The organism is Micromonospora eburnea (genome assembly GCF_900090225.1).
In the GTDB taxonomy this organism is placed as follows: Bacteria; Actinomycetota; Actinomycetes; order Mycobacteriales; family Micromonosporaceae; genus Micromonospora; species Micromonospora eburnea.
In genome coordinates this window covers 614,718-639,627 of sequence record NZ_FMHY01000002.1, presented here as the reverse complement: position 1 = coordinate 639,627, position 24,910 = coordinate 614,718, and the positions used below count along the sequence as shown (strand labels likewise).

Annotated in this window: 22 protein-coding genes and 1 tRNA gene; 8 read left to right on the top strand and 15 right to left on the bottom strand. The window is 73.3% G+C overall.

Features of this window, described 5'->3' with window-relative positions; all coding sequences use genetic code 11:
* Nucleotides 1-84: 84 nt before the first annotated feature.
* The 5 genes from GA0070604_RS03295 to GA0070604_RS03275 all read right to left on the bottom strand — a co-directional run bounded on the left by GA0070604_RS03295 (nucleotide 85) and on the right by GA0070604_RS03275 (nucleotide 5,578).
* Entirely contained in the window at nucleotides 85-540 is a 456-nt protein-coding gene (locus GA0070604_RS03295) for a DUF4383 domain-containing protein (protein ID WP_091113902.1), read from the bottom strand.
* A 95-nt stretch (nucleotides 541-635) separates the two neighbouring features.
* Nucleotides 636-2,435, bottom strand: coding sequence for an ABC-F family ATP-binding cassette domain-containing protein (locus GA0070604_RS03290; protein ID WP_091113899.1), 1,800 nt, complete (start codon nucleotides 2,433-2,435; stop codon nucleotides 636-638).
* Nucleotides 2,436-2,648: 213 nt separating this feature from the next.
* Entirely contained in the window at nucleotides 2,649-3,602 is a 954-nt protein-coding gene (locus GA0070604_RS03285; protein ID WP_091113896.1) for a 4-(cytidine 5'-diphospho)-2-C-methyl-D-erythritol kinase, read from the bottom strand.
* Nucleotides 3,603-3,687: 85 nt separating this feature from the next.
* Nucleotides 3,688-4,557: a 16S rRNA (adenine(1518)-N(6)/adenine(1519)-N(6))-dimethyltransferase RsmA gene (gene rsmA, locus GA0070604_RS03280; RefSeq protein ID WP_091113892.1), complete on the bottom strand. Its 870-nt coding sequence runs from the start codon at nucleotides 4,555-4,557 to the stop codon at nucleotides 3,688-3,690.
* Nucleotides 4,558-4,639: 82 nt separating this feature from the next.
* Entirely contained in the window at nucleotides 4,640-5,578 is a 939-nt protein-coding gene (locus tag GA0070604_RS03275) for a TatD family hydrolase (RefSeq protein ID WP_091113891.1), read from the bottom strand.
* 82 nt (nucleotides 5,579-5,660) lie between these two features.
* On the opposite strand from GA0070604_RS03275, the gene GA0070604_RS03270 reads away from it, so the two are divergent.
* On the top strand, nucleotides 5,661-6,884 hold the full coding sequence (locus GA0070604_RS03270) for a hypothetical protein (protein WP_091126871.1): 1,224 nt from the start codon (nucleotides 5,661-5,663) through the stop codon (nucleotides 6,882-6,884).
* 61 nt (nucleotides 6,885-6,945) lie between these two features.
* Nucleotides 6,946-7,797: an alpha/beta fold hydrolase gene (locus tag GA0070604_RS03265; protein ID WP_091113888.1), complete on the top strand. Its 852-nt coding sequence runs from the start codon at nucleotides 6,946-6,948 to the stop codon at nucleotides 7,795-7,797.
* Nucleotides 7,798-7,849: 52 nt separating this feature from the next.
* Here the strand turns inward: GA0070604_RS03265 and metG are convergent, their stop codons facing one another.
* Together metG and rsmI are read right to left on the bottom strand one after the other, a co-directional pair.
* On the bottom strand, nucleotides 7,850-9,652 hold the full coding sequence (gene metG, locus GA0070604_RS03260) for a methionine--tRNA ligase (protein ID WP_091113885.1): 1,803 nt from the start codon (nucleotides 9,650-9,652) through the stop codon (nucleotides 7,850-7,852).
* 151 nt (nucleotides 9,653-9,803) lie between these two features.
* Nucleotides 9,804-10,643 carry a 16S rRNA (cytidine(1402)-2'-O)-methyltransferase gene (gene rsmI, locus GA0070604_RS03255; protein ID WP_377593691.1) on the bottom strand — a complete coding sequence of 280 codons (840 nt, stop codon included), beginning with the start codon at nucleotides 10,641-10,643 and terminating at the stop codon, nucleotides 9,804-9,806.
* A gap of 92 nt (nucleotides 10,644-10,735) precedes the next feature.
* Here rsmI and GA0070604_RS03250 point away from each other — a divergent pair, with 92 nt between their 5' ends.
* The 3 genes from GA0070604_RS03250 (at nucleotide 10,736) to GA0070604_RS03240 (ending at nucleotide 14,865) form a co-directional block, all read left to right on the top strand.
* The gene (locus GA0070604_RS03250) at nucleotides 10,736-12,448 is read left to right on the top strand and encodes a dolichyl-phosphate-mannose--protein mannosyltransferase (RefSeq protein ID WP_091113880.1); all 1,713 of its coding nucleotides are present in this window, start codon (nucleotides 10,736-10,738) and stop codon (nucleotides 12,446-12,448) included.
* A 360-nt stretch (nucleotides 12,449-12,808) separates the two neighbouring features.
* Nucleotides 12,809-14,089 carry a VWA domain-containing protein gene (locus GA0070604_RS03245; protein WP_091113876.1) on the top strand — a complete coding sequence of 427 codons (1,281 nt, stop codon included), beginning with the start codon at nucleotides 12,809-12,811 and terminating at the stop codon, nucleotides 14,087-14,089.
* 2 nt (nucleotides 14,090-14,091) lie between these two features.
* Nucleotides 14,092-14,865, top strand: coding sequence for a peptidase (locus tag GA0070604_RS03240; protein ID WP_091113873.1), 774 nt, complete (start codon nucleotides 14,092-14,094; stop codon nucleotides 14,863-14,865).
* A gap of 54 nt (nucleotides 14,866-14,919) precedes the next feature.
* Here the strand turns inward: GA0070604_RS03240 and GA0070604_RS03235 are convergent, their stop codons facing one another.
* Nucleotides 14,920-15,189: a hypothetical protein gene (locus GA0070604_RS03235; protein ID WP_091113870.1), complete on the bottom strand. Its 270-nt coding sequence runs from the start codon at nucleotides 15,187-15,189 to the stop codon at nucleotides 14,920-14,922.
* Between the two features lie 237 nt (nucleotides 15,190-15,426).
* Here GA0070604_RS03235 and GA0070604_RS03230 point away from each other — a divergent pair, with 237 nt between their 5' ends.
* From GA0070604_RS03230 to GA0070604_RS03220, 3 genes are all read left to right on the top strand, one after another.
* Entirely contained in the window at nucleotides 15,427-16,338 is a 912-nt protein-coding gene (locus GA0070604_RS03230) for a LysR family transcriptional regulator (protein WP_208601965.1), read from the top strand.
* A gap of 18 nt (nucleotides 16,339-16,356) precedes the next feature.
* Nucleotides 16,357-17,301 carry a phosphotransferase family protein gene (locus tag GA0070604_RS03225; RefSeq protein WP_091113866.1) on the top strand — a complete coding sequence of 315 codons (945 nt, stop codon included), beginning with the start codon at nucleotides 16,357-16,359 and terminating at the stop codon, nucleotides 17,299-17,301.
* Between the two features lie 209 nt (nucleotides 17,302-17,510).
* Nucleotides 17,511-17,699: a general stress protein CsbD gene (locus tag GA0070604_RS03220; protein WP_091113863.1), complete on the top strand. Its 189-nt coding sequence runs from the start codon at nucleotides 17,511-17,513 to the stop codon at nucleotides 17,697-17,699.
* 93 nt (nucleotides 17,700-17,792) lie between these two features.
* On the opposite strand, the gene GA0070604_RS03215 is transcribed toward GA0070604_RS03220, so the two are convergent.
* From GA0070604_RS03215 to GA0070604_RS03185, 7 genes are all read right to left on the bottom strand, one after another.
* Nucleotides 17,793-17,866: transfer RNA gene (locus GA0070604_RS03215), tRNA-Ala, on the bottom strand.
* A gap of 173 nt (nucleotides 17,867-18,039) precedes the next feature.
* Nucleotides 18,040-18,597, bottom strand: coding sequence for a dihydrofolate reductase family protein (locus GA0070604_RS03210; protein ID WP_091113859.1), 558 nt, complete (start codon nucleotides 18,595-18,597; stop codon nucleotides 18,040-18,042).
* A 101-nt stretch (nucleotides 18,598-18,698) separates the two neighbouring features.
* Nucleotides 18,699-19,487: a divisome protein SepX/GlpR gene (gene sepX, locus GA0070604_RS03205; RefSeq protein WP_091126869.1), complete on the bottom strand. Its 789-nt coding sequence runs from the start codon at nucleotides 19,485-19,487 to the stop codon at nucleotides 18,699-18,701.
* A gap of 184 nt (nucleotides 19,488-19,671) precedes the next feature.
* Nucleotides 19,672-20,280 (bottom strand): GNAT family N-acetyltransferase, encoded by a 609-nt coding sequence (locus tag GA0070604_RS03200; RefSeq protein ID WP_377593689.1) that lies wholly within the window; start codon nucleotides 20,278-20,280, stop codon nucleotides 19,672-19,674.
* A gap of 88 nt (nucleotides 20,281-20,368) precedes the next feature.
* A complete protein-coding gene (locus GA0070604_RS03195) occupies nucleotides 20,369-21,670 on the bottom strand; it encodes a molybdopterin molybdotransferase MoeA (protein WP_091113854.1) in 1,302 nt (433 codons plus the stop codon).
* Nucleotides 21,667-22,662 (bottom strand): UTP--glucose-1-phosphate uridylyltransferase, encoded by a 996-nt coding sequence (locus GA0070604_RS03190; protein WP_091113850.1) that lies wholly within the window; start codon nucleotides 22,660-22,662, stop codon nucleotides 21,667-21,669. Before GA0070604_RS03190 ends, GA0070604_RS03195 begins: the two co-directional genes overlap by 4 nt.
* A gap of 9 nt (nucleotides 22,663-22,671) precedes the next feature.
* A complete protein-coding gene (locus GA0070604_RS03185) occupies nucleotides 22,672-24,876 on the bottom strand; it encodes a diguanylate cyclase (protein ID WP_208601964.1) in 2,205 nt (734 codons plus the stop codon).
* Between the last annotated feature and the right edge of the window lie 34 nt (nucleotides 24,877-24,910).

Sequence of the window (24,910 nt, the reverse complement as noted above, 5' to 3'; positions counted from 1 at the left end):
GAAGATTGTCACCCCTAGCGGTCGAACCCGTCCCCAGAAACGCCGAAGGCCCGGCGCGAGCCGGGCCTTCGGGTAGGGCTGCGGTCAGAGCACGAGCCGGGCCTTCTGCCAGGCCTCCTGCTCCTCGTCGGTGCCGACCTTGCCGTACATGCCGGCCATGAGGAGCACCATGCCGAGGGTCAGCACCACGATCACCGTAATGATCGAGAAGTTGAAGATGTTGGCGTCGGTCCGCAGGAACGCCAGCTGGCCCAGGCCGAGGACGAACAGCACGTACGCGAGCCACTGGTTGATGGCGGCGTCGAGGTTGCGGCCGATCACGATGCCGAACAGGATCACGGCGCCGAGCAGGATCGAGAGCAGCGAGAAGCCGAGGTTGGTGCCCTGGCCGAGGGCCTTGGTGTCGTCCTGGGCGAACACGTCGTTGCCGGCGCTCGCGATGAGGCCGAGCACGCCGAAGAGCACGAAGTACAGACCAACGAGCCCGCCGATCGCCCGGTAGATCGGCCGCGCGGGGTGGTTGACGGGGGTGTGGGCCATCTCTGCGTCTCCAAGACCGAACGGAAAAGGGGTCGGCAGCGATTGTCCCGTACGACGGGATGTGACGCCGCACACCCCCCACCCCGGCGTCGAGGTCAGCCGGCCGGCAGTTCCTCGGCGAGGGCGAGCCAGGCCTCCTCGGTGCGTTCCCGTTCGGCCCGCAGCTCCTTCAGTTGGGCGTCCAGCTCGGCGACCCTGGCGTAGTCGGTGGCGTGCGTGGCGAGCTGTTCGAGCAGGTCGGCCTCCTTCTGCTCCAGCTTGGCGATCTGCCGTTCCAGCTTGCCCAGTTCCTTCTTCGCGGTGCGTACCTCGGCGGCGGACATGCCCTCGCGGACCGGGACGGTGGCGGCCGGGGTGAGATCGGCGGGCGCCGGACCCCCGCCCGCGGCGGCCCGGGCCAGGTACTCGTCGACCCCGCCGGGCAGGTGCACCAGCCGCCCGTCGCCGAACATCCCGTACGCCACGTCGGCGACCCGCTCGATCAGATAGCGGTCGTGGCTGGCCACGACGATGGTGCCGGGCCAGGAGTCGAGCAGGTCCTCCAGCGCGGCGAGGGTGTCGGTGTCCAGGTCGTTGGTGGGCTCGTCGAAGAGGAGCACGTTGGGCTCGCCGGCGAGCAGCCGGAGCATCTGCAGCCGGCGGCGTTCGCCGCCGGACAGGTCGCTGACCGGGGTCCAGAGCCTCCGGTCGTCGAAGCCGAAGATCTCGGCGAGCTGGGCGGCGCTGATCTCCCGGTCACCGAACTGGACGCGCCGGGCCACCTCCTCGACGGCCTCCAGGACGCGCAGGTGGCCGGGGAGCTCGGCGAGTTCCTGGGAGAGGAAGGCGGGCCTGACGGTCTGCCCGGTGGTGAGGCGCCCGCCGTCGGGGCGGGTGACGCCGGCCAGCATCCGCAGGAGCGTGGTCTTGCCGGCGCCGTTGCGGCCCAGGATGGCGACCCGGTCGCCGGGGCCGACCTGCCAGGTGACGTCGTGCAGGATCTCCTTCGGCCCGGCGTGCAGGGTGACCTGGTCCAAGTCGTACACCTGCTTGCCGAGCCGGGCGGTGGCGAGCCGTTGCAGCGACATGGTGTCGCGCGGTGGCGGGACGTCGGCGATGAGCGCGTTGGCCGCGTCGATGCGGAACTTCGGCTTGGAGGTACGGGCCGGTGCGCCCCGGCGCAACCAGGCGATCTCCTTGCGGAGCAGGTTCTGCCGGCGGGCCTCGGTGGCGGCGGCGACCCGTTGCCGCTCGGCCCGGGCGAGGATCCAGGCGGCGAAGCCGCCCTCGTACGCCCGCACGGTCTGGTCGGCGACCTCCCAGGTGGTGGTGCAGACGGCGTCGAGAAACCACCGGTCGTGGGTGACCACGACGAGCGCGCCCTTGCGGGTGACCAGGTGCCTCGCCAGCCAGTCGACGCCGCCGACGTCGAGGTGGTTGGTGGGCTCGTCGAGGATGAGCAGGTCGGCGTCGCGGACGAGCAGCGCGGCGAGGGCGACCCGGCGGCGCTCGCCACCGGACATCGGGCCGACGGGCGCGTCGAGGCCGAGGTGCGGCATGCCGAGGCCGTCGAGGATGGCCCGGACGCCGGCGTCGCCGGCCCACTCGTGCTCGGCGCCCATGCTCTCGCCGAGCCAGGCGGTGCCGAGGACGACGTCGCGGACGGTGGCGTCGGGGGCGAGGTTCAGGGTCTGTGGCAGCCAGGACACCCGCAGGTCGCGACGGTGGGTGACCCGGCCGTCGTCGGGTTCCTCGGTCCGGGTGAGCAGCCGCAGCAGGGTGGACTTCCCGGCGCCGTTGAGGCCGACGACGCCGACCCGGTCGGCGTCGTCGAGGCCGAGCGAGACGTCGGTGAGCAGCGGCCCGGCGGCGCCGTACCCCTTGGACACCCGGTCCAGGTTGACGATGTTGGCCACTCCCCCACCTTCCATGATCAAGGCGTCCCGGTGCCGCGGTCGGCACCTCGGGACGCCCGCCCTTCAGCGTACGCGGCCTCCCGCCCGCGCCCGGACCACGCCGCCCGCCCAGCCATGATCAACTCTGGCTGCGGCAAAGCGTGGTCTCGTCGTCGGATTTGACCACACCTTGCCGCAAGCCGTGTCGATCATGCGGTCCGAGGCGAAACGGGGTCAGACGATGCGGGCACCGGCGACGGGGCCGTGGGCGACGCGGGCCTCCCGGCACACCCCGGCAGCCTCCAGTTCGGCGGCGATCCGCCCGGCGTCCGCCTCGTCCCTGGCGAGGAAGACGCAGGTCGGGCCGGAGCCGGAGACGATGCCGGCGAGCGCGCCGGCGGCCTCCCCCGCCTTGAGGGTGTCGGCCAGCGACGGGCGCATGGCCAGCGCGGCGGCCTGGAGATCGTTGCCGAGGGCGGTGGCGAGGACCCGCGGGTCGCGCTGGCGCAGCGCGGCGAGCAGCGCGTCGGTGCTGCCCAGCGGCTCCCCGGCGGTGCCGGCATCGCGGAGCCGGTCCAGTTCCCGGTACGCGGCCGGGGTGGAGAGGCCGCCGTCGGCGACCGCCACCACCCAGTGCCACGAGGTAGGGCGGGCGAGCACCGGGCTGACCGCCTCGCCCCGGCCGGTGCCCAGCGCGGTGCCGCCGTGGATCAGGAACGGCACGTCGGAGCCGAGGTCGGCGGCGATGGCGGCCAACTGTTCCCGGGACAGTCCGGTGCCCCAGAGCGCGTCGCAGGCCACCAGCGTGGCGGCGGCGTCGGCGCTGCCGCCGGCCAGCCCGCCGGCGAGGGGGATCTGCTTACGCAGGTGCAGTCGGGCGTGTGGCCGGACACCGGCGTACCCGGCGAGGGCGTGGGCGGCCCGGATCACCAGGTTGGAGTCGTCGAGGGCCAGCTCGCCGGTGCCCTCGCCCGCCATCGTGAGGGTGAGGGTGTCGCCGCGGCGGGCGGTCAGCTCGTCGTAGATGGAGATCGCGTGATAGACGGTGTTCAGCTCGTGGTACCCGTCCCGGCGCAGCGGCCCCACCCCGAGGTGCAGGTTGACCTTGGCGGGCACCCGGACCTTGACCGGCCCGCCGGCCCCGCGCCGCTGCTCGTCCTCGTCGCCCGGTCGCCAGGCCTCGGTCACGGGACGATGTCCCGCGGGCACAGGCGGATGTCGAACGGCTTCTCCACGATCAGCTCCTCGGCGGGGTCGGGCAACGGCGCCCAGCCTACTGGGCCGTGGTGGGCACGGTCGGGGCCGACGCGGCGATGGCGGCGAACTGCTCCACGGTCAGCGACTCGCCGCGGGCGCCCGGGTCGACACCGGCGGCGGTGAGCGCGGCGGCGGCCCGGTCGGCGCCGCCGGCCCAGCCGGCCAGGGCGGCCCGGAGCGTCTTCCGGCGCTGCGCGAACGCCGCGTCCACCACCGCGAAGACCGCCTCCCGGCGTACGTCGGCGCGGGGCGGCTCCCGGCGGGTGAAGGCGACCAGCCCGGAGTCGACGTTCGGCACCGGCCAGAACACGTTCGGCGGGACCTTGCCGGCGGCCCGGGCCCGGGCGTACCAGGCGAGCTTGACCGAGGGGACGCCGTACACCTTCGAGCCGGGACCGGCGACGAGCCGGTCGGCGACCTCCTTCTGCACCATCACCAGGCCGTGCCGCAGGCTGGGCAGCTCGGCGAGCAGGTGCAGCACCACCGGCACGGCGACGTTGTACGGCAGGTTCGCCACCAGCGCGGTCGGGGCCGGATCGGTCAGCTCCGCGGCGGTGACCCGCAGCGCGTCGGCGGGGTGCACGGTGAGCCGGGCGGCGTCCGGGCCGGCGAACCGGGCGGCGGTCGCCGGCAGCGCGGCGGCCAGCGTCGGGTCGAGTTCCACGGCGTGCACGTGCGCGGCGACCGGAAGCAGGGCCAGGGTGAGCGAGCCGAGCCCGGGGCCGACCTCCAGCGCCACGTCGTCGGGGGCGAGCCCCGCGCTGGCGACGATCCGACGGACCGTGTTCGGGTCGTGCACGAAGTTCTGGCCGAGCTTCTTGGTCGGCGTCACGCCGAGGCGCGCGGCGAGTTCCCGGATCTCCGCCGGGCCGAGGAGTCCGGTCACGCCCCGTAGCGTATTCGCCTCGCCTCACCGGTTAGGAGGGGCCCCTTGTACAACGCGAGGCGTTAACAAGGGGCCCCTCCTTTTACCACGGGCCGAAGGCGCGGTCGCCGGTGGCGGAGATCGCGGCGCAGAGGGTGTCGAGGTCAGTGCCGGTGGTCTCGGCCAGCGACCGGACGGTCAGCGGGATCAGGTACGACGCGTTCGGCCGGCCCCGATACGGCATCGGGGTCAGGTACGGGGCGTCGGTCTCCACCAGCAGTTGGTCGACCGGGGTCACCGCGGCGGCCTCGCGGAGCGCCCCGGCGCTGCCGAAGGTGACCGTGCCGGCGAAGCTGAGCAGGTAGCCCCGGCGTACGCACTCGCGGGCGAAGTCGGCGTCGCCGGAGAAGCAGTGCAGCACGACCGTGTCGGGGGCGCCCTCGTCGTCGAGCACGCGCAGCACGTCGGCGTGCGCGTCCCGATCGTGGATCACCAGTGCCTTGCCGTACCGCTTGGCGATGGCGATGTGCACCCGGAAACTCTCCTCCTGCGCGGCCCGCCCCTCGTCCCCGGTACGGAAGAAGTCCATCCCGGTCTCGCCGATGCCGCGTACCCGGTCGCGGGCGGCAAGGGACTCGATCTCGCGCAGCGCCTCGTCCAGGTCGGCCAGTCGGGGCGCCTCGTTCGGGTGCAGCGCCACGGTGGCCAGCACCGCGCCGTGGCGCTCGGCGACGTCGGCGCCCCAGCGGGACGACTCGACGTCCACCCCGACCTGGACGAGCCGGTCCACGCCGACGGCGGCGGCCACCGCGACCGCCGCGGCGACCGGGTCCTCGGCGGGTCCACCGCTCGATCCGCCGTTCGCCTCCGGACCCGGCTCGCCGACCGGGGGCACGCCGTATTCGCTGACGGTGATGTCGAGGTGGGTGTGGCTGTCCAGCACGGGGACGGGCAACGCCTCGGGGACGGGTGGGAACTCGCCGGCCCGGCGGGCGGCCCGCTGCTTGCGGGTTTCGGTCTGCTCGGTCATCGCGGCCAGCATCACACACCGCCGGTGGCCGGTGTTCCCGGACCGCCATCACCTGTTCACGCCCCCAACATGTGGCGCGCTTACCGTGCGGATCGTGACCGTCACCCCTCAGGCCAGCGGGACCGGGCTGCACGTGACGTGCGACGGCCGCGTCCACCCGGCGGAGGAGATCGCCCGGGGCGCGGCGTACGAGCTGTTCAGCGCCGAGGAGGTGCCCGGCTTCGAGTGGGCGCCCCGATCGGGCTCGGCGTATCCGTGGCGGAGGTTCGTGCACGTCACCGAGGTGACCTCGGTGCACGGCGGGGGCCCACCGACCGAGGACGCGGACGCGCCGCTGCTGATGCCGGTGCACCGGGAGCGCGGCTGGTCGTACCTGCACCAGCTCAGCCAGCAGCCGGCCGCGGCCGGGGACCCGACGCTGGCCGCGGTGCGCGGCTCGGCGGTGATCCGGCCGGGCACCCGGATGGTGAAGGTGCTCTCCGCCCGCCAGCTCGCCGGCCATGTGCGGGGCCTGCTGCCGCACGGCTTCTGCTACCGGGAACACGACGTGGCGCACCTGCGTACGCCGGCCGCGCTGGCGGTGCTGCGCGGCGACGGGGAGGGTGGCGACGTGGCGTACGCGCTGCGCTGGCGGGCCGCCGACCCGAGCGACTACGACGTGCCGGTCGGGCCGGCGCACCAGGGGCTCATCGCGCTGCCGCCCCGGGACCGGCTCGGGCCGCCGGTGTTGGGCACCGGGTTCGTGCCGAGCAACGCCCAGCTCATCCCGGAGTTCGTCACCCTGGACTTCGCCGACCTGCCGATGCCGGCCAACGCCGTCCTGGTCGCCTACCCGGCCGACGGGGTGGAGGTGGTGCTCTACACCTACCAGGCGGAGCAGCAGGGCTGGCTGCGGATGGTCGGACCGCAGTGGCGGCACCTGCTGTCCGCGGTGCCCGGGCTCGCCCCCGACCAGGAGTACGTGCCGACCGGCGACGCGCCCCGCTCCACCCGGCTCGTCGGCGCGTACCAGGAGAACGAGTACGAGGCGGTGGCCGACCAGCCCGGCGGGTTCCGGGTGCTGGCGAGGACCCGGGCGGCCCGGTATCCGGTGGAGTCGGCGGCCCGACGGCTGCGCTACGCCACCTGGCGCGGGGTGCCCTGCCTGGTGCTGCGGGAGGAGTCGGGCTGGCTGCGGCTGCGGCTGCGCCGGCCGGACCCGGACGCGGTGGCGGCCACCGGGGCGCAGTGCCACGAGCGGGGCGTCTACGAGACCTGGGCGCCGGGCGCCGAGGTGACCGACGACCAGGTGGTGGACCTGCCGTACCCGCGTGCATAACCGCAGGTGGCGCGGGAATCCGCCGGGGTCCGCGACGGCATCCCAGCTCAGGAGACCCGACATGCCCTTCGTCACCGTCGGCACGGAGAACTCCGCGCCCATCGACCTGTACTACGAGGACCACGGCTCGGGACAGCCGGTCGTGCTCATCCACGGTTTCCCGTTCAACGGCGCGAGCTGGGAGAAGGTGTCCAACCCGCTGTTGCACGCCGGATACCGGACGATCACGTACGACCGGCGCGGTTTCGGCGCCTCCGCCCAGCCGACCATGGGCTACGACTACGACACCTTCGCGTCCGACCTGGACGTGCTGATGACCGAGCTGGACCTGCGCAACGCGATCCTGATCGGGCACTCGATGGGCACCGGCGAGGTAACCCGCTACCTGGGCACGTACGGGTCGAGCCGGGTGGACCGGGCGGTGCTGCTGGCCCCACTGGCGCCCTTCCTGCTGAAGACGGCGGACAACCCGGAGGGCGTCGACAAGGGCCTCTTCGACGGCTTCCAGCAGGCGATCCGCGCCGACCGGTTCGCCTACCTGACCCAGTTCTGCCAGAACTTCTTCAACTACGACGAAAACAAGGGCAAGCGGGTCAGCGACGACGCGTTCCGGGGGCACTGGGAGATCGGCGCGCGGGCGTCGGCCAAGGGCACCCACGACAGCGTGGACGCCTGGCAGACGGACTTCCGGAACGATCTGCCCCGGATCGACGTACCGGTGCTGATCGTGCAGGGCGACAAGGACGCGGTGCTGCCCTACCCGGCGACCGGGCAGCGGTTGGCGCCGATGCTGCCCAACGCGAAGCTGATCACTTTGAAGGGCGCGCCGCACGGCATCCCGTGGACCCACGCCGACGAGGTCAACCAGGCGATCATGGAGTTCATCGGCGTGTCACGGATGGCACGCGCCTGACCGTGCCGGCGGCGCCGCCCGGGAGGACCGGGCCGCGCCGCCACGGGTACGGTCAGCCGGCCAGCCGGGCCAGCTCCTCGTCGACGATGGAGGGGTCGAGCTTGCGGAACACCGGCTTCGGCGCCGCGAGCGGCCGGCCCACCTCCAGGGGTACGGACTCCCAGCGCGCGCCGACGGTGTAGTCGCCGGTCAGCACCGGGTACGCCGGCCCGCCGTCAAGGTCCTCGACCTCCTCGATCACCGGCATCGGCGCGTGGACGCCGGTGCCGCCGAGCAGCTCGTGGATCTTCTGCGCGGAGTGCGGCAGGAACGGGGTGAGCAGCGTGTTGGCGTCGCTGACCACCTGGAGGGCGACGTGCAGGATGGTGCCCATCCGCGGCTTGTCGTCCTCGCCCTTGAGCTTCCAGGGCGCCTGCTCCGACAGGTACTTGTTGGCCTCGGCGACCACCTTCATGGCCTCGCCGATGGCCTGCTTCTGCCGGTGCTTGGCGATCAGGTCGCCGACTGCTGCGAACCCGGCCCGGGCGGTGGCGAGCAGTGCCTCGTCGGCCTCGGTGAGCCCGGCCGGATCGACCGGCGGGATCGCGCCGAAGTTCTTCGCCGCCATGGAGATGGACCGGTTGACCAGGTTGCCCCAGCCGGCGACCAGCTCGTCGTTGTTGCGCCGGAGGAACTCGGCCCAGGTGAAGTCGGTGTCGTTGCTCTCCGGGCCGGCGACCGCGATGAAGTAGCGCAGCGCGTCGGCGTCGTACCGCTCCAGGAAGTCCCGGACGTAGATGACCACCTTGCGGGAGGAGGAGAACTTGCGCCCCTCCATGGTCAGGTATTCGCTGGAGACCACCTCGGTGGGCAGGTTGAGCCGGCCCAGTTCGCCCGGCTCGCCGTCGCGTGCCCCCTCCCCGGAGTAGCCGTCGAGCAGCGCCGGCCAGATCACCGAGTGGAAGACGATGTTGTCCTTGCCCATGAAGTAGTAGCCGCGGGCGTCCTTCCCCTCACCGTCGACGGACCACCACTTCCGCCACGCCTCCGGGTCGCCGGTGCGGCGGGCCCACTCGATGGAGGCGGACAGGTAGCCGATCACGGCGTCGAACCAGACGTAGATCCGCTTGTCGGGGCGGTCCCGCCAGCCGTCCAGCGGGATCGGCACGCCCCACTCCAGGTCGCGGGTGATGGCCCGGGGCTGGAGGTCGTCCAGCAGGTTCCTGGAGAACCGCAGCACGTTGGGCCGCCACCCCTCCCGGGTGTCGAGCCACTGCCGCAGCGCGTCGGCCAGGGCCGGCAGGTCCAGGAAGAAGTGCTCGGTCTCGACGAACTCCGGCGTCTCCCCGTTGATCTTCGATTTGGGGTTGATCAGGTCGATCGGGTCGAGCTGGTTGCCGCAGTTGTCGCACTGGTCGCCGCGGGCGCTGTCGTAGCCGCAGATCGGGCAGGTGCCCTCGATGTAGCGGTCGGGCAGGGTACGGCCGGTGGACGGCGAGATCGCCCCGGTGGTGACCTTCGGGACGATGTAGCCGTTCCGGTGCAGCCCGACGAACAGCTCCTGCACCACGGCGTAGTGGTTACGGGTGGTCGTGCGGGTGAACAGGTCGTAGGACAGCCCCAGCGCCCGCAGGTCCTCGGCGATCACCCGGTTGTACCGGTCGGCCAGCTCGCGCGGGGTGACCCCCTCGGCGTCAGCCTGCACCTGGATCGGGGTGCCGTGCTCGTCGGTGCCGGAGACCATGAGCACGTCGTGACCGGCCATGCGCATGTACCGGGCGAAGACGTCGGAGGGAACGCCGAATCCGGATACGTGGCCGATGTGGCGCGGGCCGTTGGCGTAGGGCCAGGCGACCGCGGCGAGAACGTGACTCATGAGCAGCAAGCGTAGTGATTGCCTCGGGTCGCCCGCGAACCAATAGGGCGCGTCCCACCACCCGACCCGGACAGCTCGTCCGATTTGTCATCAACAGGCGGCTTGAGCTGCCCGTACCCGAGTCAGGCGAACGGGCCACCGGGCCGCCTTCTCAGCTGTGCACGACGGAGTAGACGTCCCGGCGGCGCAGGCCGTACTCGGTGGCGACCTCGGTGATCGCGTCCCGCCGGGACAGCCCGGCCGCCTCCCGCCCGGCCACCGCGGCGCGCAGCGTGTCGTCGTCGGGCCGGGCCGCGGCGACCGGCGGCGCACCCGCCACGACCAGGGTGATCTCGCCGCGCGGGTCGCCCGCTGCGGCCCACTCGGCCAGTTCGCCGAGCGGCCGGCGGACCACCTCCTCGTACGTCTTGGTCAGCTCCCGGCAGAGCGCGGCGGGCCGGTCCGGGCCGAACGCGGCGGCCAGGTCGGCCAGCGCGCCGGCGATCCGGTGCGGCGCCTCGAAGAGGACCAGGGTGCGTTCCTCGGCGGCGAGGGCCCGCAGCCGGGACCGGCGGGCGCCCGGCGTGCGGGGCAGGAAGCCCTCGAAGCAGAACCGGTCACAGGGCAGCCCGGAGAGCGCCAGCGCGGTGGTCACCGCGCTCGGGCCGGGGGCGGCGGTGACCGGGACGCCAGCGTCGAGGGCGGCCCGGACCAGCCGGTAGCCGGGGTCGGAGACGCTGGGCATGCCGCCGTCGGTGACCAGGGCGACCGTGTAGCCGGCGGTGAGCACCTCGACCAGCTCCGGGGTACGCCGCTCCTCGTTGCCCTCGAAGTAGGAGACGATCCGGCCGGGGACGGTCACGTCGAGGTCGCGGGCCAGCCGGGCGAGCCGCCGGGTGTCCTCGGCGGCGACCACGTCGGCGGTGGCGAGCACCTCGCGGAACCGGGCCGAGGCGTCGGCCGGATTGCCGAGCGGCGCGCCGAGCAACACCAGCCGCCCAACCTCGGACATTTCACCCACCAGGCAATCTCCTTCATCGACAGTCGTACCAATCTTGGGGACGACAGGCGCCACGTGGCACCTTCGCAGCCTACGATCGCCGGGTGACGAGTGCGTCGACTGCACAGAGCGCGAGCGCGGATCAGGCCGGGACGGACCGGCCGGCCGCCGACCTGTCCGCCACCGCCCAGCCCGCCGGTTCCGGGACGAGTGGCGGGGGCGGCGTCCCAGCCGCCATCCGACGGCGGCTCGCCACCGTCGACGCCCGCGTCGACGGGCACGCCTGGCTGGCCACCGCAGTCGTCGTGGCGATCGCGGGAATCCTGCGGTTCCTCGGGCTCAGCGGCCCCAAGGGCAAGATCTTCGACGAGGTCTACTACGCCAGGGACGCGTACGGGCTGATCGACCGGGGCGTCGAGTGGAACTACAAGGACAACGGCCCCTCGTACGTGGTGCACCCGCCGCTGGGCAAGTGGCTGATCGGGCTCGGCGAGTGGGCCTTCGGCTACCAGGACCCGGAGACGAACATCTCCGTACCGGGGCACCTGATGACCACCGCCCCGGAGTTCGGCTGGCGGTTCGCGGCGGCCGTCGCCGGCACCCTGTCGGTGCTGCTGTTGGTGCGGATCGGCCGGCGGATGTTCCGCTCCACCACGCTGGGGTGCGCGGCCGGGCTGCTGCTCGCCCTGGACGGCTTCCACCTGGTGCTCTCCCGCACCGCGCTGCTCGACATCTTCCTGATGCTGTTCGTGCTGGCCGCGTTCGGCGCCCTGGTGCTGGACCGGGACGCCCGGAGACGCCGCTGGTCCCGTGCGCTGGAGGCGGGGCTCGACCCGTCTCGGCCCGGGCCGGCCGGCCGGCCCCGGTCGACCTGGCGGGAGTGGCCCTGGTGGCGGCTGCTCGCCGGCGTACTGCTCGGCGGCGCCTGCGCGGTGAAGTGGAGCGCCCTCTACTTCGTGCCGGCCTTCGCGCTGCTGGTGATCCTCTGGGAGGTCGGCGTACGCCGGTCCGCCGGTGCCCGCCGCCCGTGGCGGGACGCCGTGCTGGACGAGCTGCCCTGGCTGCTGCTGGCCGGGGTGCTGATGGTCGTGACGTACGTCGCCACCTGGTCGGGTTGGCTGTTCAGCGACGACGGCTACCTCCGCCTGGCCAGCCGCTACCCGGGCTCCGGGCTCAGCGACGATCCGGTCATCGGGCCGCTGATCAACCTGTGGAAATACCACCAGGCCGCGTACGGCTTCCACACCCAGCTCGACGAGCCGCACAAGTACCAGTCCTGGCCGTGGCAGTGGCTGCTGCTCGGCCGCCCGGTCGCCTTCTACTGGTCCGGCGACGGCAACTGCGGCGCGCCGAGCTGCGCCTCGGAGATCCTGCTGCTCGGCACCCCGCTGCTGTGGTGGTCGTTCCTGCCGGCGCTGGCGGCGCTGGCCTGGCTCGGCCTGGCCCGTCGGGACTGGCGGGCCGGGGCGATCCTGCTCAGCGTGGCCGCCGGCCTGCTGCCCTGGTTCTGGTTCGCCCTCGACAAGCGGACGATGTTCTCCTTCTACACCGCCCCGGCGCTGCCGTTCCTGGTGCTGGCGGTCACCTACGTGCTCGGCGCGATCGCCGCACCGGCACCAGCCGCCGTCACGGCCGGCGCGTCACCACCGACCAAGCAGGAGGCCGCCGACCGGCGGCTGGTGGGTGGGGTCATCGCGGGCGCGTACGTACTGCTGGTGGCCCTCTGCTTCGGCTACTTCTACCCGATCTTCGTGGGCCGGCTGCTGACCTACGCGGACTGGTCCGCCCGGATGTGGCTGGAGGGCCGCTGGATCTGAACCGGGACCGCCCGGTCGGCGAACGGGCCGGGCGGTCCCGGCGCACGAAAAGGCGCGCCCCGATCGCCTGCCACGGGGGAAGCGGGCGATTGGGGCGCGCAGATAAAGCTTAACCACACCCCAAGCAGTCACACAATGGTCGACCGAAGTCAGATTTCCGACGAATAACTCTTCCGACAGTTGGCCCGCCGGGGCAAATAACTACGAGTAGCCCAGTCGGAACATTACGCATTCCTCACCGCTCCAAGGGTGCGGGCGGTGACCGGGCCAGCACTGGCGATCACCCGCCGACGCGCCGGCCGACCAGCGGCCGGCGGACCCGGATGATCTTCCAAAGTGGATATAACTACACTTCGCCCGGTGATCAACAAGAGACGATCGACGGCCGTCCTACTCGGGCTGCTGGCGACGACCGCGCTGATCGGTCCGACGCCCGCCAAGGCCGGCGACGAGACCACCGAGATCCCCGCCGAGCCGCCCAAGGTCGAACTGGTCCTCGACGTCAGCGGCTCGATGCGGGCCCGCGACATCGACGGACGCAGCCGGATCTCCGTCGCGCAGCAGGCGTTCAACGAGGTCGTGGACGCGCTGCCGGACGAGACCCAACTCGGCATCCGGGTGCTCGGGGCCACCTACACGGGCAAGGACAAGAAGCAGGGCTGCCTGGACACCCAGCAGATCGTCCCGGTCGGCCCGGTGGACCGGGTACAGGCCAAGGCGGCCGTGGCCGGGCTCCGCCCGACCGGCTTCACCCCGGTCGGACTGGCGCTCCGCTCCGCCGCGCAGGACCTCGGCACCGGCAGCACCGCCCGCCGGATCGTCCTGATCACCGACGGCGAGGACACCTGCGCCCCGCCCGACCCCTGCGAGGTGGCCCGCGAGCTGGCCGCCCAGGGCACCAAGCTGGTCGTCGACACCCTGGGCCTCGCCCCGGACGAGAAGGTACGCCGGCAGCTGCTCTGCATCGCCGGGGCGACCGGCGGCACGTACACGGCGGCGCAGAGCGCCGACGAGCTGACCGGCCGGATCAAGCAGCTCGTGGACCGGGCCCGGGACACGTACACCGCCGCGCCGACCGTGGTCGGCGGGTCGGCCGAGTGCGACAAGGCGCCCCTGCTCGGCCCCGGCGTCTACACCGACCGGGAGGCGTTCTCCGAGCACCGCTGGTACCGGGTGCCGGTGCGGCCCGGCCAGGAGCTGCGCGCCTCGGTCAGCGTGGCGCTGGACCGGCCGGTCAACCCCGACTACGGCGTACTGCTGCGGGCCACCGCAGCGGACGGACGCGAACTGGTCCGGGGGGTCGACGCCGGCAGCGGGCGGACCGACGTGGTCTCCGCCGGCCTGCGCTGGTCGGCGGCCGAGGAGGACACCCCCACCCCATCCCCGACCGGCACCGTGACCGCGCAGACCGTGTGCCTGGTGGTCAGCAACTCGTTCGCCCCGCGCCCCGGCACCGAGGCCACCCCGGGCATGCCCGTCGAGCTGACCGTCGACGTGGTCGCCGCCTCCCCCGCCCCGGACGGGCCGGACCTCGGCCGTGGCTGGACCCTGCTGCTCCTGCTCACCCTGGCCGGGCTGGTCACCGGACTGGTCGCCGGGCTGCTCACCCGCTGGTGGGTCGCCACCTGGAGGGAGAACTGAGGATGCATACGCTGATCCGGTCCGCGGCGGCACTGGCCGCCGCCGGGCTGACCCTCGCCCCGGCCGCCGCCTCGGCGGACCCGACACCCTCCCCGGGTGCGACCACGGTCACCAAGTCGGGCACCTCGTTCCTGACCGCCACCACCATCACCGCCGGACAGCCCGTCCAGGTGGGCGCGTCGACCGGCGACCACCTCTACTGGTCGTTCCGGGCCGAGGCCGGGCAGACCCACCAGATCACCGCCACGGTCTCCTTCCCGAAGGGCCGCACCGGCAAGTCCACCTGGACCGTCGACGTGTTCGACGGGCTGCGCCGCCGGCAGGCCTGCACGGCCGGGGCACAGACCCCGACCGCCGACGCGGCGGCGACCAGCGTCACCCTGGGCTGCACGCTGCGCCGGGTCCGGCCGTGGGCCGAGCCGTGGTCCGGCGACCCGCTGCCCGGCACCTACTACGTCCGGCTCGCGGTGACCGAACTGCCCGAGCCCGACCTGGGCCTGCCGATCGACGTAGACCTGCTGGTCGGCGTGGACGGCGAGGGCGGCGCCTCCGGTGACGACGGAAAGCTCGAAGCGCCGCTGGTGCCGAACACCCGGGCCGGTACGGTGCTCACCGCCGAACCGGCGCCGGAACCGGTCGCCGAGGAGAAGATGAGCCTCACCGACTGGCTCCCGGAGGCCGGCTCACGCTGGGTCTGGACCACCGTCGGCGGCGTGCTCGCCGCCGTGGCGGGTGTGGTCGGTTTCGCGCTCACCCGGCGACCCCGCCGCCCCTGAGTGGACCTTCGGTGGCCGTCGTGCACGTGGGCGCGGCGGCCACCGAGGCAACCGTCAGAAGGTACGCCCGCTGCGCGGCACCCAGCCGATGAAGCGGGCCTGGAGCGACAACACCGGCGCGGTGTGCAGATCCTGGGTGGCCGCGGCGAGGCAGGAACCCAGGTAGACGCTGAGCGCGGCCCGGTCCACCTGGTACTCCTCCAGCAGCCGGCTGCGTTTGGTGGCGCAGGGCCACTCGTCGCCACAGGAGCCGCAGTTCCAGTCGGGGGTCACCGGAGCGTGGTCGTCCGGTCCCGGGCCCGACGCCTTCACACCAGGCGTCATCGGCACTTCCTCTCGCGAATGGGCAAGGGCCCGTCAGCGTCGTCGATGGACGCGATCAGCCCTGTGACGCCCCAATAGCGCCACTCGACGCTGTGGCGTTACGTCCCTACGGTACGTAAACCGTCGATGGTCGCCGAGAACCACGCCGCCCGTCGGTCCTGAAGTTGTGGCGCCCGCTCCCGCCGCCCGGACCGGACCGGTGGGCAGCGACCTCGTGCCGAGCCATAACCTGCTCTTATGCCTCTGCCGCCGCAGGTCACCGACCTGGCCAGCCTCGACCTGCTGCTGTCCGTCGCCCGCCTCGGCAGCATCGGACAGGCCGCGGCGGAGCACCGCGTCTCCCAACCGGCCGCCAGCGCCCGGCTCCGCCACCTGGAACGCCGCCTCGGCCTCACCCTGCTGCACCGCACCCCACGCGGCACCGTCCTCACCCCCACCGGAGCGCTGATCGCCGACTGGGCCCGTGGCGTGGTGGAGGCCGCCGACTCGCTCGCCGCCGCCGTCCAGGCCCTGCGCGTCTCCCACGAGAGCCGGCTCACCGTCGCCGCCAGCCAGACCGTCGCCGAGTACCTGCTACCGGCGTGGCTGGTGGCGCTGCGCGCCCGGCACCCGGACCTGACCGTCACACTGCAGGCCGCCAACTCCGCGGAGGTCGCGGCCCGGCTCCTCGCCGGCAACGCCGAACTCGGCTTCGTCGAGGGCCCGGACCTGCCACCCGGTCTGGACGCCCACACCGTCGCCATGGACCGGCTCACCGTCGTCGTCGCCCCCAGCCACCCGTGGGCGCGTCGCCGACGCGGCATCGCCCCTGCCGAACTCGCCGCCACGCCGCTGGTGTCCCGGGAGGCCGGCTCCGGCACCCGCCGCGCCCTGGAGGCCGCCCTACGCGAGCACCACGTCGACGCGCTCGCCGCGCCGCTGCTCGAACTGTCCTCGACCACCGCCATCAAGCACGCCGTCGCGGCCGGCAGCGGCCCCGCCGTGGTCAGCTCGCTGACGGTCAGCAGCGAGCTCGCGGCCGGCACCCTGACCGCCGTACCCGTCACCGGCCTCGGTCTGCACCGCCGGCTCCGCGCGGCCTGGCCGGCCGGCCGGCAGCTCACCGGACCCGCCCGCGACCTTTACGCGATCGCCGGGCGGCCCAGGTAGCCCGTATGGTGGCCCACCATGGTCACGTTGCCGCCCGCAGACCTCGTCAAGGATCACTTCGCGAGGAGGGGCTACCGGCGGTTCGACCTGCTCGGCGAGGGAATGGAAGGGGTCGTCTTCGCCCTCGGCGGCGGGCACGTCGGCAAGCTGTGGTTCCGCCGGCAACCGGCCGAACTGCGGGTCGTCAAGGACTTCTACGAGCACCTCGGATCGCAGGATCTCCCCTTCGCCGTACCCCGGATGGTCGAGGTGGACGAGGTACGCGGCCACGGGGTGACCATCGAGAACGAGCTGCCCGGCCGGAACCTGAAGGAGGCCGTGACGGCGGGGGCCGTCTCGGTCGACACGGCACGCACCTGCATGCTCACGGTGGTCACGGCGCTCGCGAAGACGGCCGGCGGCGAATCCGCCCGGCGGCTGACCGTGCTCGACGAGCCGGCGCCGATGTGGCTGGGCCGGCACACCTGGGCCGGCGCGCTCCGTGACCTCGTGGACAGACGGGTCGCGGCCTTCCATCCCACCCTGCGCGGCGCGGTCGACGGGTTCGACGCGAAGGTCGCCCGGGTCCGCCACCTGATCGAGGGGTTGCCGCCGTCCCACACCGTCACCGTCCACGGAGATCTTGTACGGGAGAACGTCCTGGTGACCCCGGCCGGCGAGCCGGCAGCACTGCTCGACTGGGGTTTCCTCTCCACGGAGGCGGTTCCGGCCTTCGAGGCGAGCATCGCCGCGGGCGTCTTCGACATGTACGGACCGGCCGCGCGAGCCCTGGACGACGAACTGGTCGAGACCCTGTGCGGGCTGTTCGGCCACAGCCGTCACCAGCTGCTCTTCTATCGCGCGGTGTACGCGTTGCTGACCAGCAACGCCTACGACGCGGACGGTAGGGACGGCCACTTCGCCTGGTGCGCGGCGGCGCTCAACCGGCCGGACATCACCGACGCCCTGTGCTCTGACTGGTAGTCGACGCCGGGCGGGGTGAGGGGTGAGTGCCATCCGCCTGTGTCGAGCCGGTGGTAGCGGTATTCGGAGTTGCTCGGCCTCCGGTCCGCCGCCCGTCACGCTTTCAGACAAGTAGCTGACCAGGGGGTTTCCGCCCACGGACGAACGGGGATGCAGGGCTGAGAGGGGGCGGACGGTGCCCCGGTTCGCCACAACGACAGGGAGCGGACATGACCGAGCGGGCGAAGGACAAGGTCGAGCGGGTGGCCGGCGCGGCGCGGGCGCGGATGGGCAACATGGCCCAGGACGAGAAGTCGGAGGCGGAACGGGTGGCGCGGCGGGACGAGGCCAAGGGCCAGCAGCCCGGCGAGCACGTCCAGGAGGACGCCCGGGACGTGCCGGACGACTTCACCAGCTGATCCGCTTGACCGGACTCCATGACTGCTGCATCTGCTGCTGTAGGAGATCGAAAAAGGCCGTCTCCGACTGACGGAAACGGCCTTTGAACTGGGTGGAGCTGAGGGGATTTGAACCCCTGACCCCCTCGATGCGAACGAGGTGCGCTACCGGTCTGCGCCACAGCCCCTCCGCTGGCGTACCAGCGTCGGTCCCACCCGGCTTGCACCGGGCGGGCCGGCGCCAAGGCTAACAGATCCCACGCCCCCCACACGAATCACCCCGCCGGATGAGGAGATCTTGGTAGGAACAGGCCCCCCAGAGGGGCCCATACCTACCAAGATCTCAACGGACAGCCGGCAGTCAGGCCTCGGGGACGTAGGTGAGGTTGAGGACGCCGGTCTTGAAGGTTTCGTGGGCGGTCAGGCGGAGGGGGTAGGTGGGGGTGTCCTCGAAGAGGCGCTGGCCGCGGCCCACGGCGATCGGGTGGACCAGCAGCCGCAGCTCGTCCAGCAGCCCGTTGGCCAGCAGCCACCGGACCGTGGTGGCGCTGCCCGACATCGCGATCTCCCCGTCGGTCTGCTCCTTGAGCTCCCGCAACCGCGCGGCGACCTGCGCCGGGTCGCCCGACAGGAGGGTCGAGTTCTGCCAGGTCGCCTCGGTGAGCGTGTTGGACAGGACGTACTTCGGCACCGAGTTGATGAAGGTCGCGAAGCCGGCGTCCTCGCCCCCACTGTGGTTCGGCCAGTACTCCGCCCACTCCTGGTACTGCCGGCGCCCCATCAGGAACGCCGTGGTGGTCTCCATCCCGCGACCGACGGCGGCGCCCATCTCGTCATTGAAGTAGGGGAAGTGCCACTGGTCGGGCCGCTCCACGACACCGTCGAGCGAGATGAAGAAGTTCGACACGATCTTGGCCATGGTGCGCTCCCTGTGCGTCAGTGGCGGCCGGCCCCGCGCCGGCCCTCATCATCCCGTCGAACGACCTCGGCCGGATTCGACAGCACGCCTCAAGATTTTTCTCAGGCGGTGTGCGAGCCGCGTCCGGCCTCGTAGGCCCGGCCGCGCAGGCCGCCCGCCCGCCGGTAGGAGACCGATCCGCCGCTCGCCGCCCGGGGCAGGTCGGCAGGGAGGTCCAGCCCCATCGCCGTACGCCGGACCGCCTCGCGCTGGGCGGCCAGCCGCCGCTGTGCCTCGCGGCGGGCCGCGGCGCGCCGCGCCTGCTCGCGCCGCACCTCGGCCTGGCGGGCGGCCAACCAGGCCGCCTCCCGGGCCTCCGCACGCCGCCGCCGACGGTCGGCCAGCGCCAGCTTCCGCAGGTGTACGACGTACGCCACGAGCAGGGTGCCGGTCACCGTGACGCTGATCCAGAACCCGGGGCCGACCAGCACCACGCCGATCAGCTCGACGAAGTTGAGCAGCAGCAGCGCGGCCAGTACCCGGCGTCGGCGATAGATCGCCGGGGTGTGCTGGCGGCGCTTCGGCGGATGCCGTCGACGGGACCGGGCCGAGGCGGGCGGCACCGACCGGAGCCGGCCGGACCGGCGGGCGGCGGGCGGTGCGGAGACCGGCGCGGAGAGACCTCCCGTATCGGCGTTCTCACTCAAAGTGACGACAAGGGAGCGGGGCGGCCGGACCGGCCGCCGTCCCGGCACGGTACGACGCCGACGGTGGCGCTGGAGCACCCGCGCCGTCGACTGCGCCCGCTCCGCCACCAGCCGCTCGGTGGCGTCGTACCGGCGAACCAGCGCCGGCGCGAGGGCGAGCAGGCCGGCGGCGGCGAGGACGGCGAGGAGCACCGAGGTCGGCACCCTCACCCCTCCCGTCACCAAAATTCGGGCCCGCGCCATCCGACCGCAACATGTTCCGCCATCCGTCGGTTACGGCGCAGATCATGCGGTCGCGCAGCGCTTGCCGCAGCTTGCAGTTACTTGAGGTTACGGGCCGTCGACCGGGTTGACGGTACGCCGCGCCGGGCGTGGCGGGTGGGACGCTTCACCCGCGGCTGTCACGTACGCGGTGCCAGCGGGCCAGCAGCCCACCCTCGGCCGCCACTTCCTCGCTGGTCATCGCGTATCCGATGTGGTCCCGCCAGGCGCCGTCGATGTGCATGTAGCGGACGTGGTACGCCTCCTCGCGGAAGCCCAGCTTCTCCACCACCCGCCGGGACGGCTTGTTCTCCGGCCGGATGTTCACCTCGATGCGGTGCAGCCCGCCGGGGCCGAACGCGTGGTCCACGACCAGCGCGACGGCGGTGGGGATCACGCCGCGACCGGCCACCCGGGAGTCCACCCAGTAGCCGACGTACCCGGAGCAGAACGCCCGGCGCACGATGCTGCCCAGGTTGACGTGGCCGACCAGCCGCTCCTGCCCGTCCTCGCGCAGGCACACGGCGAACGGCATCCCGTCGCCGGTACGCGCCGAGCGGCGCTGGTCGGCGTGGATGAAGCGGAACGCGGCCGGCGAGTTCAGCTCGTTCCAACTGCCGGGCAGGTGGGACTCCCAGGGGGACAGCCAGGCCCGGTTCGCGCGTCGGATCTCCGACCAGGCGACGGCGTCGGAGCGCCGGTACGGCCGCAGCACCACCGGGCCGTCCACCAGCACCACCGGCCAGCCGGGTGGCCGTCGGAACAGCCTCACCGGGCCGGCCTCCCACTCGCGGCCACCGGGCTCGCAGGCACGCCCCTCGCGCTCACCTGCGCCGGTCCAGCAGGAGCACGTCCACCGTGGACCCGGCGGCGGCGGTGGTGACCCGTTCGCCGAGGACCAGCAGGCCGTTCGCCTCGGCCAGGCCGGCGAGGGTGAACGGCCCGCCGGCGAGCGGCTGGACCGTGTACCCGCCGCCGCGCCGCTCGGCCACGTGCGCGGGACGGAACTCACGCAGCCCGCCCGGAGACGAGACCGTCTCCAGCAGGTGCGCCCGGACGCCGGGCCGGAACACCGGCTCGGCGCCGGCCAGCAACTGGATGGCCGGGCGGGCCAGCACCTCGAAACCGATCAGCGCCGCGCCGGGCTCACCGGGTAGACAGACCACCGGCACCTCCTCGGCGCCGACCGTACCGAATCCGAGGGCCGTTCCGGGATAGAGGGCGACCTCTGTGAAGGCCACCGGCCCGGCCCGGCCGCCCTCCCGGCGGGACAGGATCCGGCGGACCATGTCGCCGGGCCCGGTGCCGGTGCCGCCGGTGGTGATGATCAGGTCGGCCCGCAGCGTCTGGTCCTCCAGCAGGCCGCGCAGCGCCTCCGGGTCGTCGTCGCAGATCCCCACCCGGTACGCGAGCGCGCCCGCCTCGGCCGCGGCGGCGGTCAACGCGTGCGAGTTGGTGTCCACCACCTGGCCGGGTTGGCTGCCCCGGCCGACGTCGACCAGCTCGTCGCCGGTGGCCACGATGACCACCCGCGGGCTGGGCCGCACCACCACGTGGCCGATGCCGGTGGCGGCGAAGACGGCGACCAGCGCCGGCGAGACGTACGCGCCGGCACGGGCGAGCAGGGTGCCGGCGGGCAGCTCCTCACCGGCGCGGCGGACGCCGTACCCGCGTTTGGGGGTGCGGAAGATCTCCACCACGGCCATGCCCTGGTCGGTCCACTCCACCGGGACCACCACGTCGGCGGCGATGGGCAGGGGCGCCCCGGCCGCCACCGAGAAGCAGGAGCCGGGGGTGAGCCGGACCGGCCGCCAGCTCGCCGCGCCCAAGTCGCCGACCACGTTCAGCCGGATGACGCGGCCACCGGGCGGGCCGGAGGAGGCCGTGCCCCGGCTCCCTCCGGAGATGTCCTCCCAGCGCGCGGCGTACCCGTCCACCGCCGCCTGGTCGAAGGCGGGGTACGAGTGCGGCGCGACGACGTCCTCGGCGAGGACGTTGCCGTACGCCTGGGTGAGGTCGAGGTCGAGCGGAGGCAGCGCGCGTAACCTGCGCAGCACACTGCCCAGGTAGTCGGCGAGCGGCGTCAACTCGTTCGCGGCCGCCTCGGCGTCGGCCGTCGCGGTCATGTATTGGAACCGCCCGACGCGTCGCGTACCCCGTTCAGGGCCGCCGAGGTGACCGTCTCGTCACCCTGGTTGACGAACTCGACCAGCCACTTGCGGAACTCGGCGCCCAGGTCCTCGCGCTCCACAGCGATCTGCACGACGGTCTGCAAATAGCCGAGCGGCATGCCGGTGTCGTAGCGGGTGCCCCGGTAGACGATCGCGTGCACCGGCACCCCCTCGGTACGCAGCAGCTCCATCGCGTCGGTCAGCTGGATCTCCCCGCCGCTGCCCGGCTCGGTCCGCCGGATCGCGTCGAAGATCCGCCCGGGCAGCACGTACCGGCCGAGAACGGCGAGGTTGCTCGGGGCGTCCTCCGGGCTCGGCTTCTCCACCATGCCGGTGACCTTGACGACCTCGGCGATGTCGGCGTACTCCGGCTCGGCCGGCTCGACCGAGGCGATGCCGTACCGCTTGGTGTCGGCCGGGTCGACCTCGAAGAACGCCAGCACAACGCCGCCGGTGCGGGCCTGTAGCTCCAGCATCGCCGGCAGCAGCGGCTCGTCCAGCTTGACGAACTCGTCGCCGAGCAGCACCGCGAAGGGCTGGTCGCCGACGTGCGACTCGGCGTACCCGACGGCGTGGCCGAGGCCGAGCTGCTCGGGCTGCCGGCAGGTGTAGATCTCGGCCAGCTCGCTCGTGCGGCGTACCGCCGCCAGCAGCTCGGGCTTCCTCTCCAGCCGCGCCTCCAGATCGGGGCGGCGGTCGAAGTGGTCCACCATCGCGGTCTTGCCGCGCCCGGTGATCAGCAGCACGTCGGTGAGGCCGGCCTGGGTGGCCTCCTCGACGATGTACTGCAGCACCGGCCGGTCGACGACCGGCAGCAGCTCCTTCGGGACCGCCTTGGTGGCCGGCAGAAACCGGGTAGCCAGGCCGGCGGCCGGGATGACAGCCTTGACCGCACGGGAACGACCGGATGCGGCGGCCGCTGAGGGGTTCGCTGAGTGCTCCGACATGCCGCGAGACTATCGGCCACGGCTCTGCCGCGGCGGGTGAGGACCGGAAGACGCGCCGCCCTGACCCGCGCCGGCCGGGTCCGCCGCGCCGGCCCTGGGCAGCCCGTCGGGTGGGCTGACCGCGGCGACCACCACGGGGATCTCCCGGGTGGCCGCCGGATCGGGCACGCGGGCCACCTGGTAGCCGTCCCGGCCTGCGGACTTGGCCGCGTAGAGCGCGTCGTCGGCGGCGTCGAGCACCTGCTGGCCGGTGGCGGCGTGGTCGGGGTAGACCGCGATGCCGATGGAAACGGTCACCGGCACCCGCAGCGTCCCGCCGTGCCCGTCCACCGGCACCGGCTGGTCCCGGACCACCGCGCCGAGCCGCTCGGCGACGATGGTGGCGCCCCGGGCGTCGGTCTCCGGCAGCAGCACCACGAACTCCTCGCCACCGTGCCGGAACGCCAGGTCCACCTCGCGGATCTCGCCGCGTACGCGGCGGGCGAACTCGACGAGCACGGCGTCCCCGGCGGCGTGCCCCCAGGTGTCGTTGACCTCCTTGAACCGGTCCAGGTCGAGGGCGAGGACGCTGAGCATCCGGCCGAACCGGTTCGCCCGCTCCACCTCCCGCCGGATCGATTCGCGCAGGTAGCGGTAGTTCCACAGCCCGGTCAGCGGGTCGGTCAGCGAGAGCCGCTGTGCCTCCTCGTGCACCCGGACGTTCTCCACGGCCACCGCCGCGTGCCCGGCGAAGGTCCGCAGGGTGAACAGGTCGTCGTCGTCGAACTCGTCCGCGCCGAGCCGGTCGTAGAGGGCCAGCACGCCGAGCGCGCCCGAGCCGGACGACTCCAGGTCACGGCGCGGCGCCGGACCGGCCTCCGGCGGTTCCGGAGCGCCGCCCGGCGGCCCGGAGGCCGGATCGGGGCCACCGGCCGGCGGGTGGCCGGGCCGGTCGGGCCCACCCCGCCCGGCCAGCTCCGCCGCCCCGGGCGCGGCGAACGGCACCGCGATGTACGTCTCGCAGGTCGGTTCCCCGGTCGGGGCGTCCGCCGGCTCCCACCGGCCGCGCAGCGGCTCTCCGGTCGCGGCCACCGTGCCGACCACTCCGGTGCCGACCGGCACCCGCAGCGTCGGCGGATCGGACCGGTCGGCGGTGGGCCAGCGCCCGTCCAGCCCCTCGACACACCGGCCGACGAGCACGCCGTCGCCGTCGAGCAGCAGCACCGCGCCGGCCCGCGCGCCGGTCGCGGCGATCGCGCTGTGCAGGATCACCCGCAGGATGCGTTGCAGGTCGTGGGTGCTGGCCAAGGTGTCGCCGAGCACCGCCAGGTGGCCACGCAACTGGTCCCGGCTGCTGGTCAGGGCGGCCACGTAGCTGCCGGTCTCCCGGGTCATCCGGTTGAACGCCCGGGCCAGCCGGCCGATCTCGTCCCGGCTGCGGACCGGCACCCGGGCGGTCAGGTCCCCGTGCGCCACCCGGTCCACCGCGCCGGCCAACTCCACCAGGGGACGGGTGGTCACCCGGGCCAGCCGTCCGGCGGCCAGTACGGCCAGCGCCGCGGCGAGCACCACCGCGCCGGCCAGGGCGGCGTACCGGCCCGGTGGACGTTCGCCGGGGACCGAGAGGACCAGCGGCAGCGGCTGCCCGGAGGACGGGCCGAGCCGGCGAACGTACCGGCCCCCGGTGGTCTCGGTGACCTGGTCGCCGCCGGAGGGGTCGTCCAGGAGGGTGACCGCGACACCGGCCACCGCGGCGAGGCGCGCGACGAAGGCCGGGTCGACGGGCTGCGCGGCGGCGACCGTGCCCAGGTCGGTGCCGGCGGCGTCGCGGAGCTGGACCTGGGCGGCGAGCGCGCGGACCGGGCCGGCGACCGGCGGCTCGCCGGTGCAGTCCTGCCAGGGCCCGCCCGGGTCACCCGGGGTGGCGTAGCCGGTCCGGCCGGCGTGGTCGGTGATCCGCACGGCGGCGGCCAGCCCGCGCCTCACCACCTGGTCCGCCGCGCGGGGCCGGGCGGCCGGGTCGGCGACCAGCGCGACCGCGTCGGCCGCCGCCCGCAGTTGCTGGCACAGGGCGTCCACCGAGGTACGCACCGCGGCGGCAGCCAGGCCGAGGCGTTCGGTGGAGCGGCTGCGGTCGACGGCCGACATCATGGATCCGACGAAGAACGCGCCGAGCAGCACCGGGCCGAGCACCACCGCGAGGAAGGCCGCCGTCAACCGCCCGCGTAGCGTCAAGCTTCCCCCCGGAAGTTCCGCGCCCCTTGTTGCG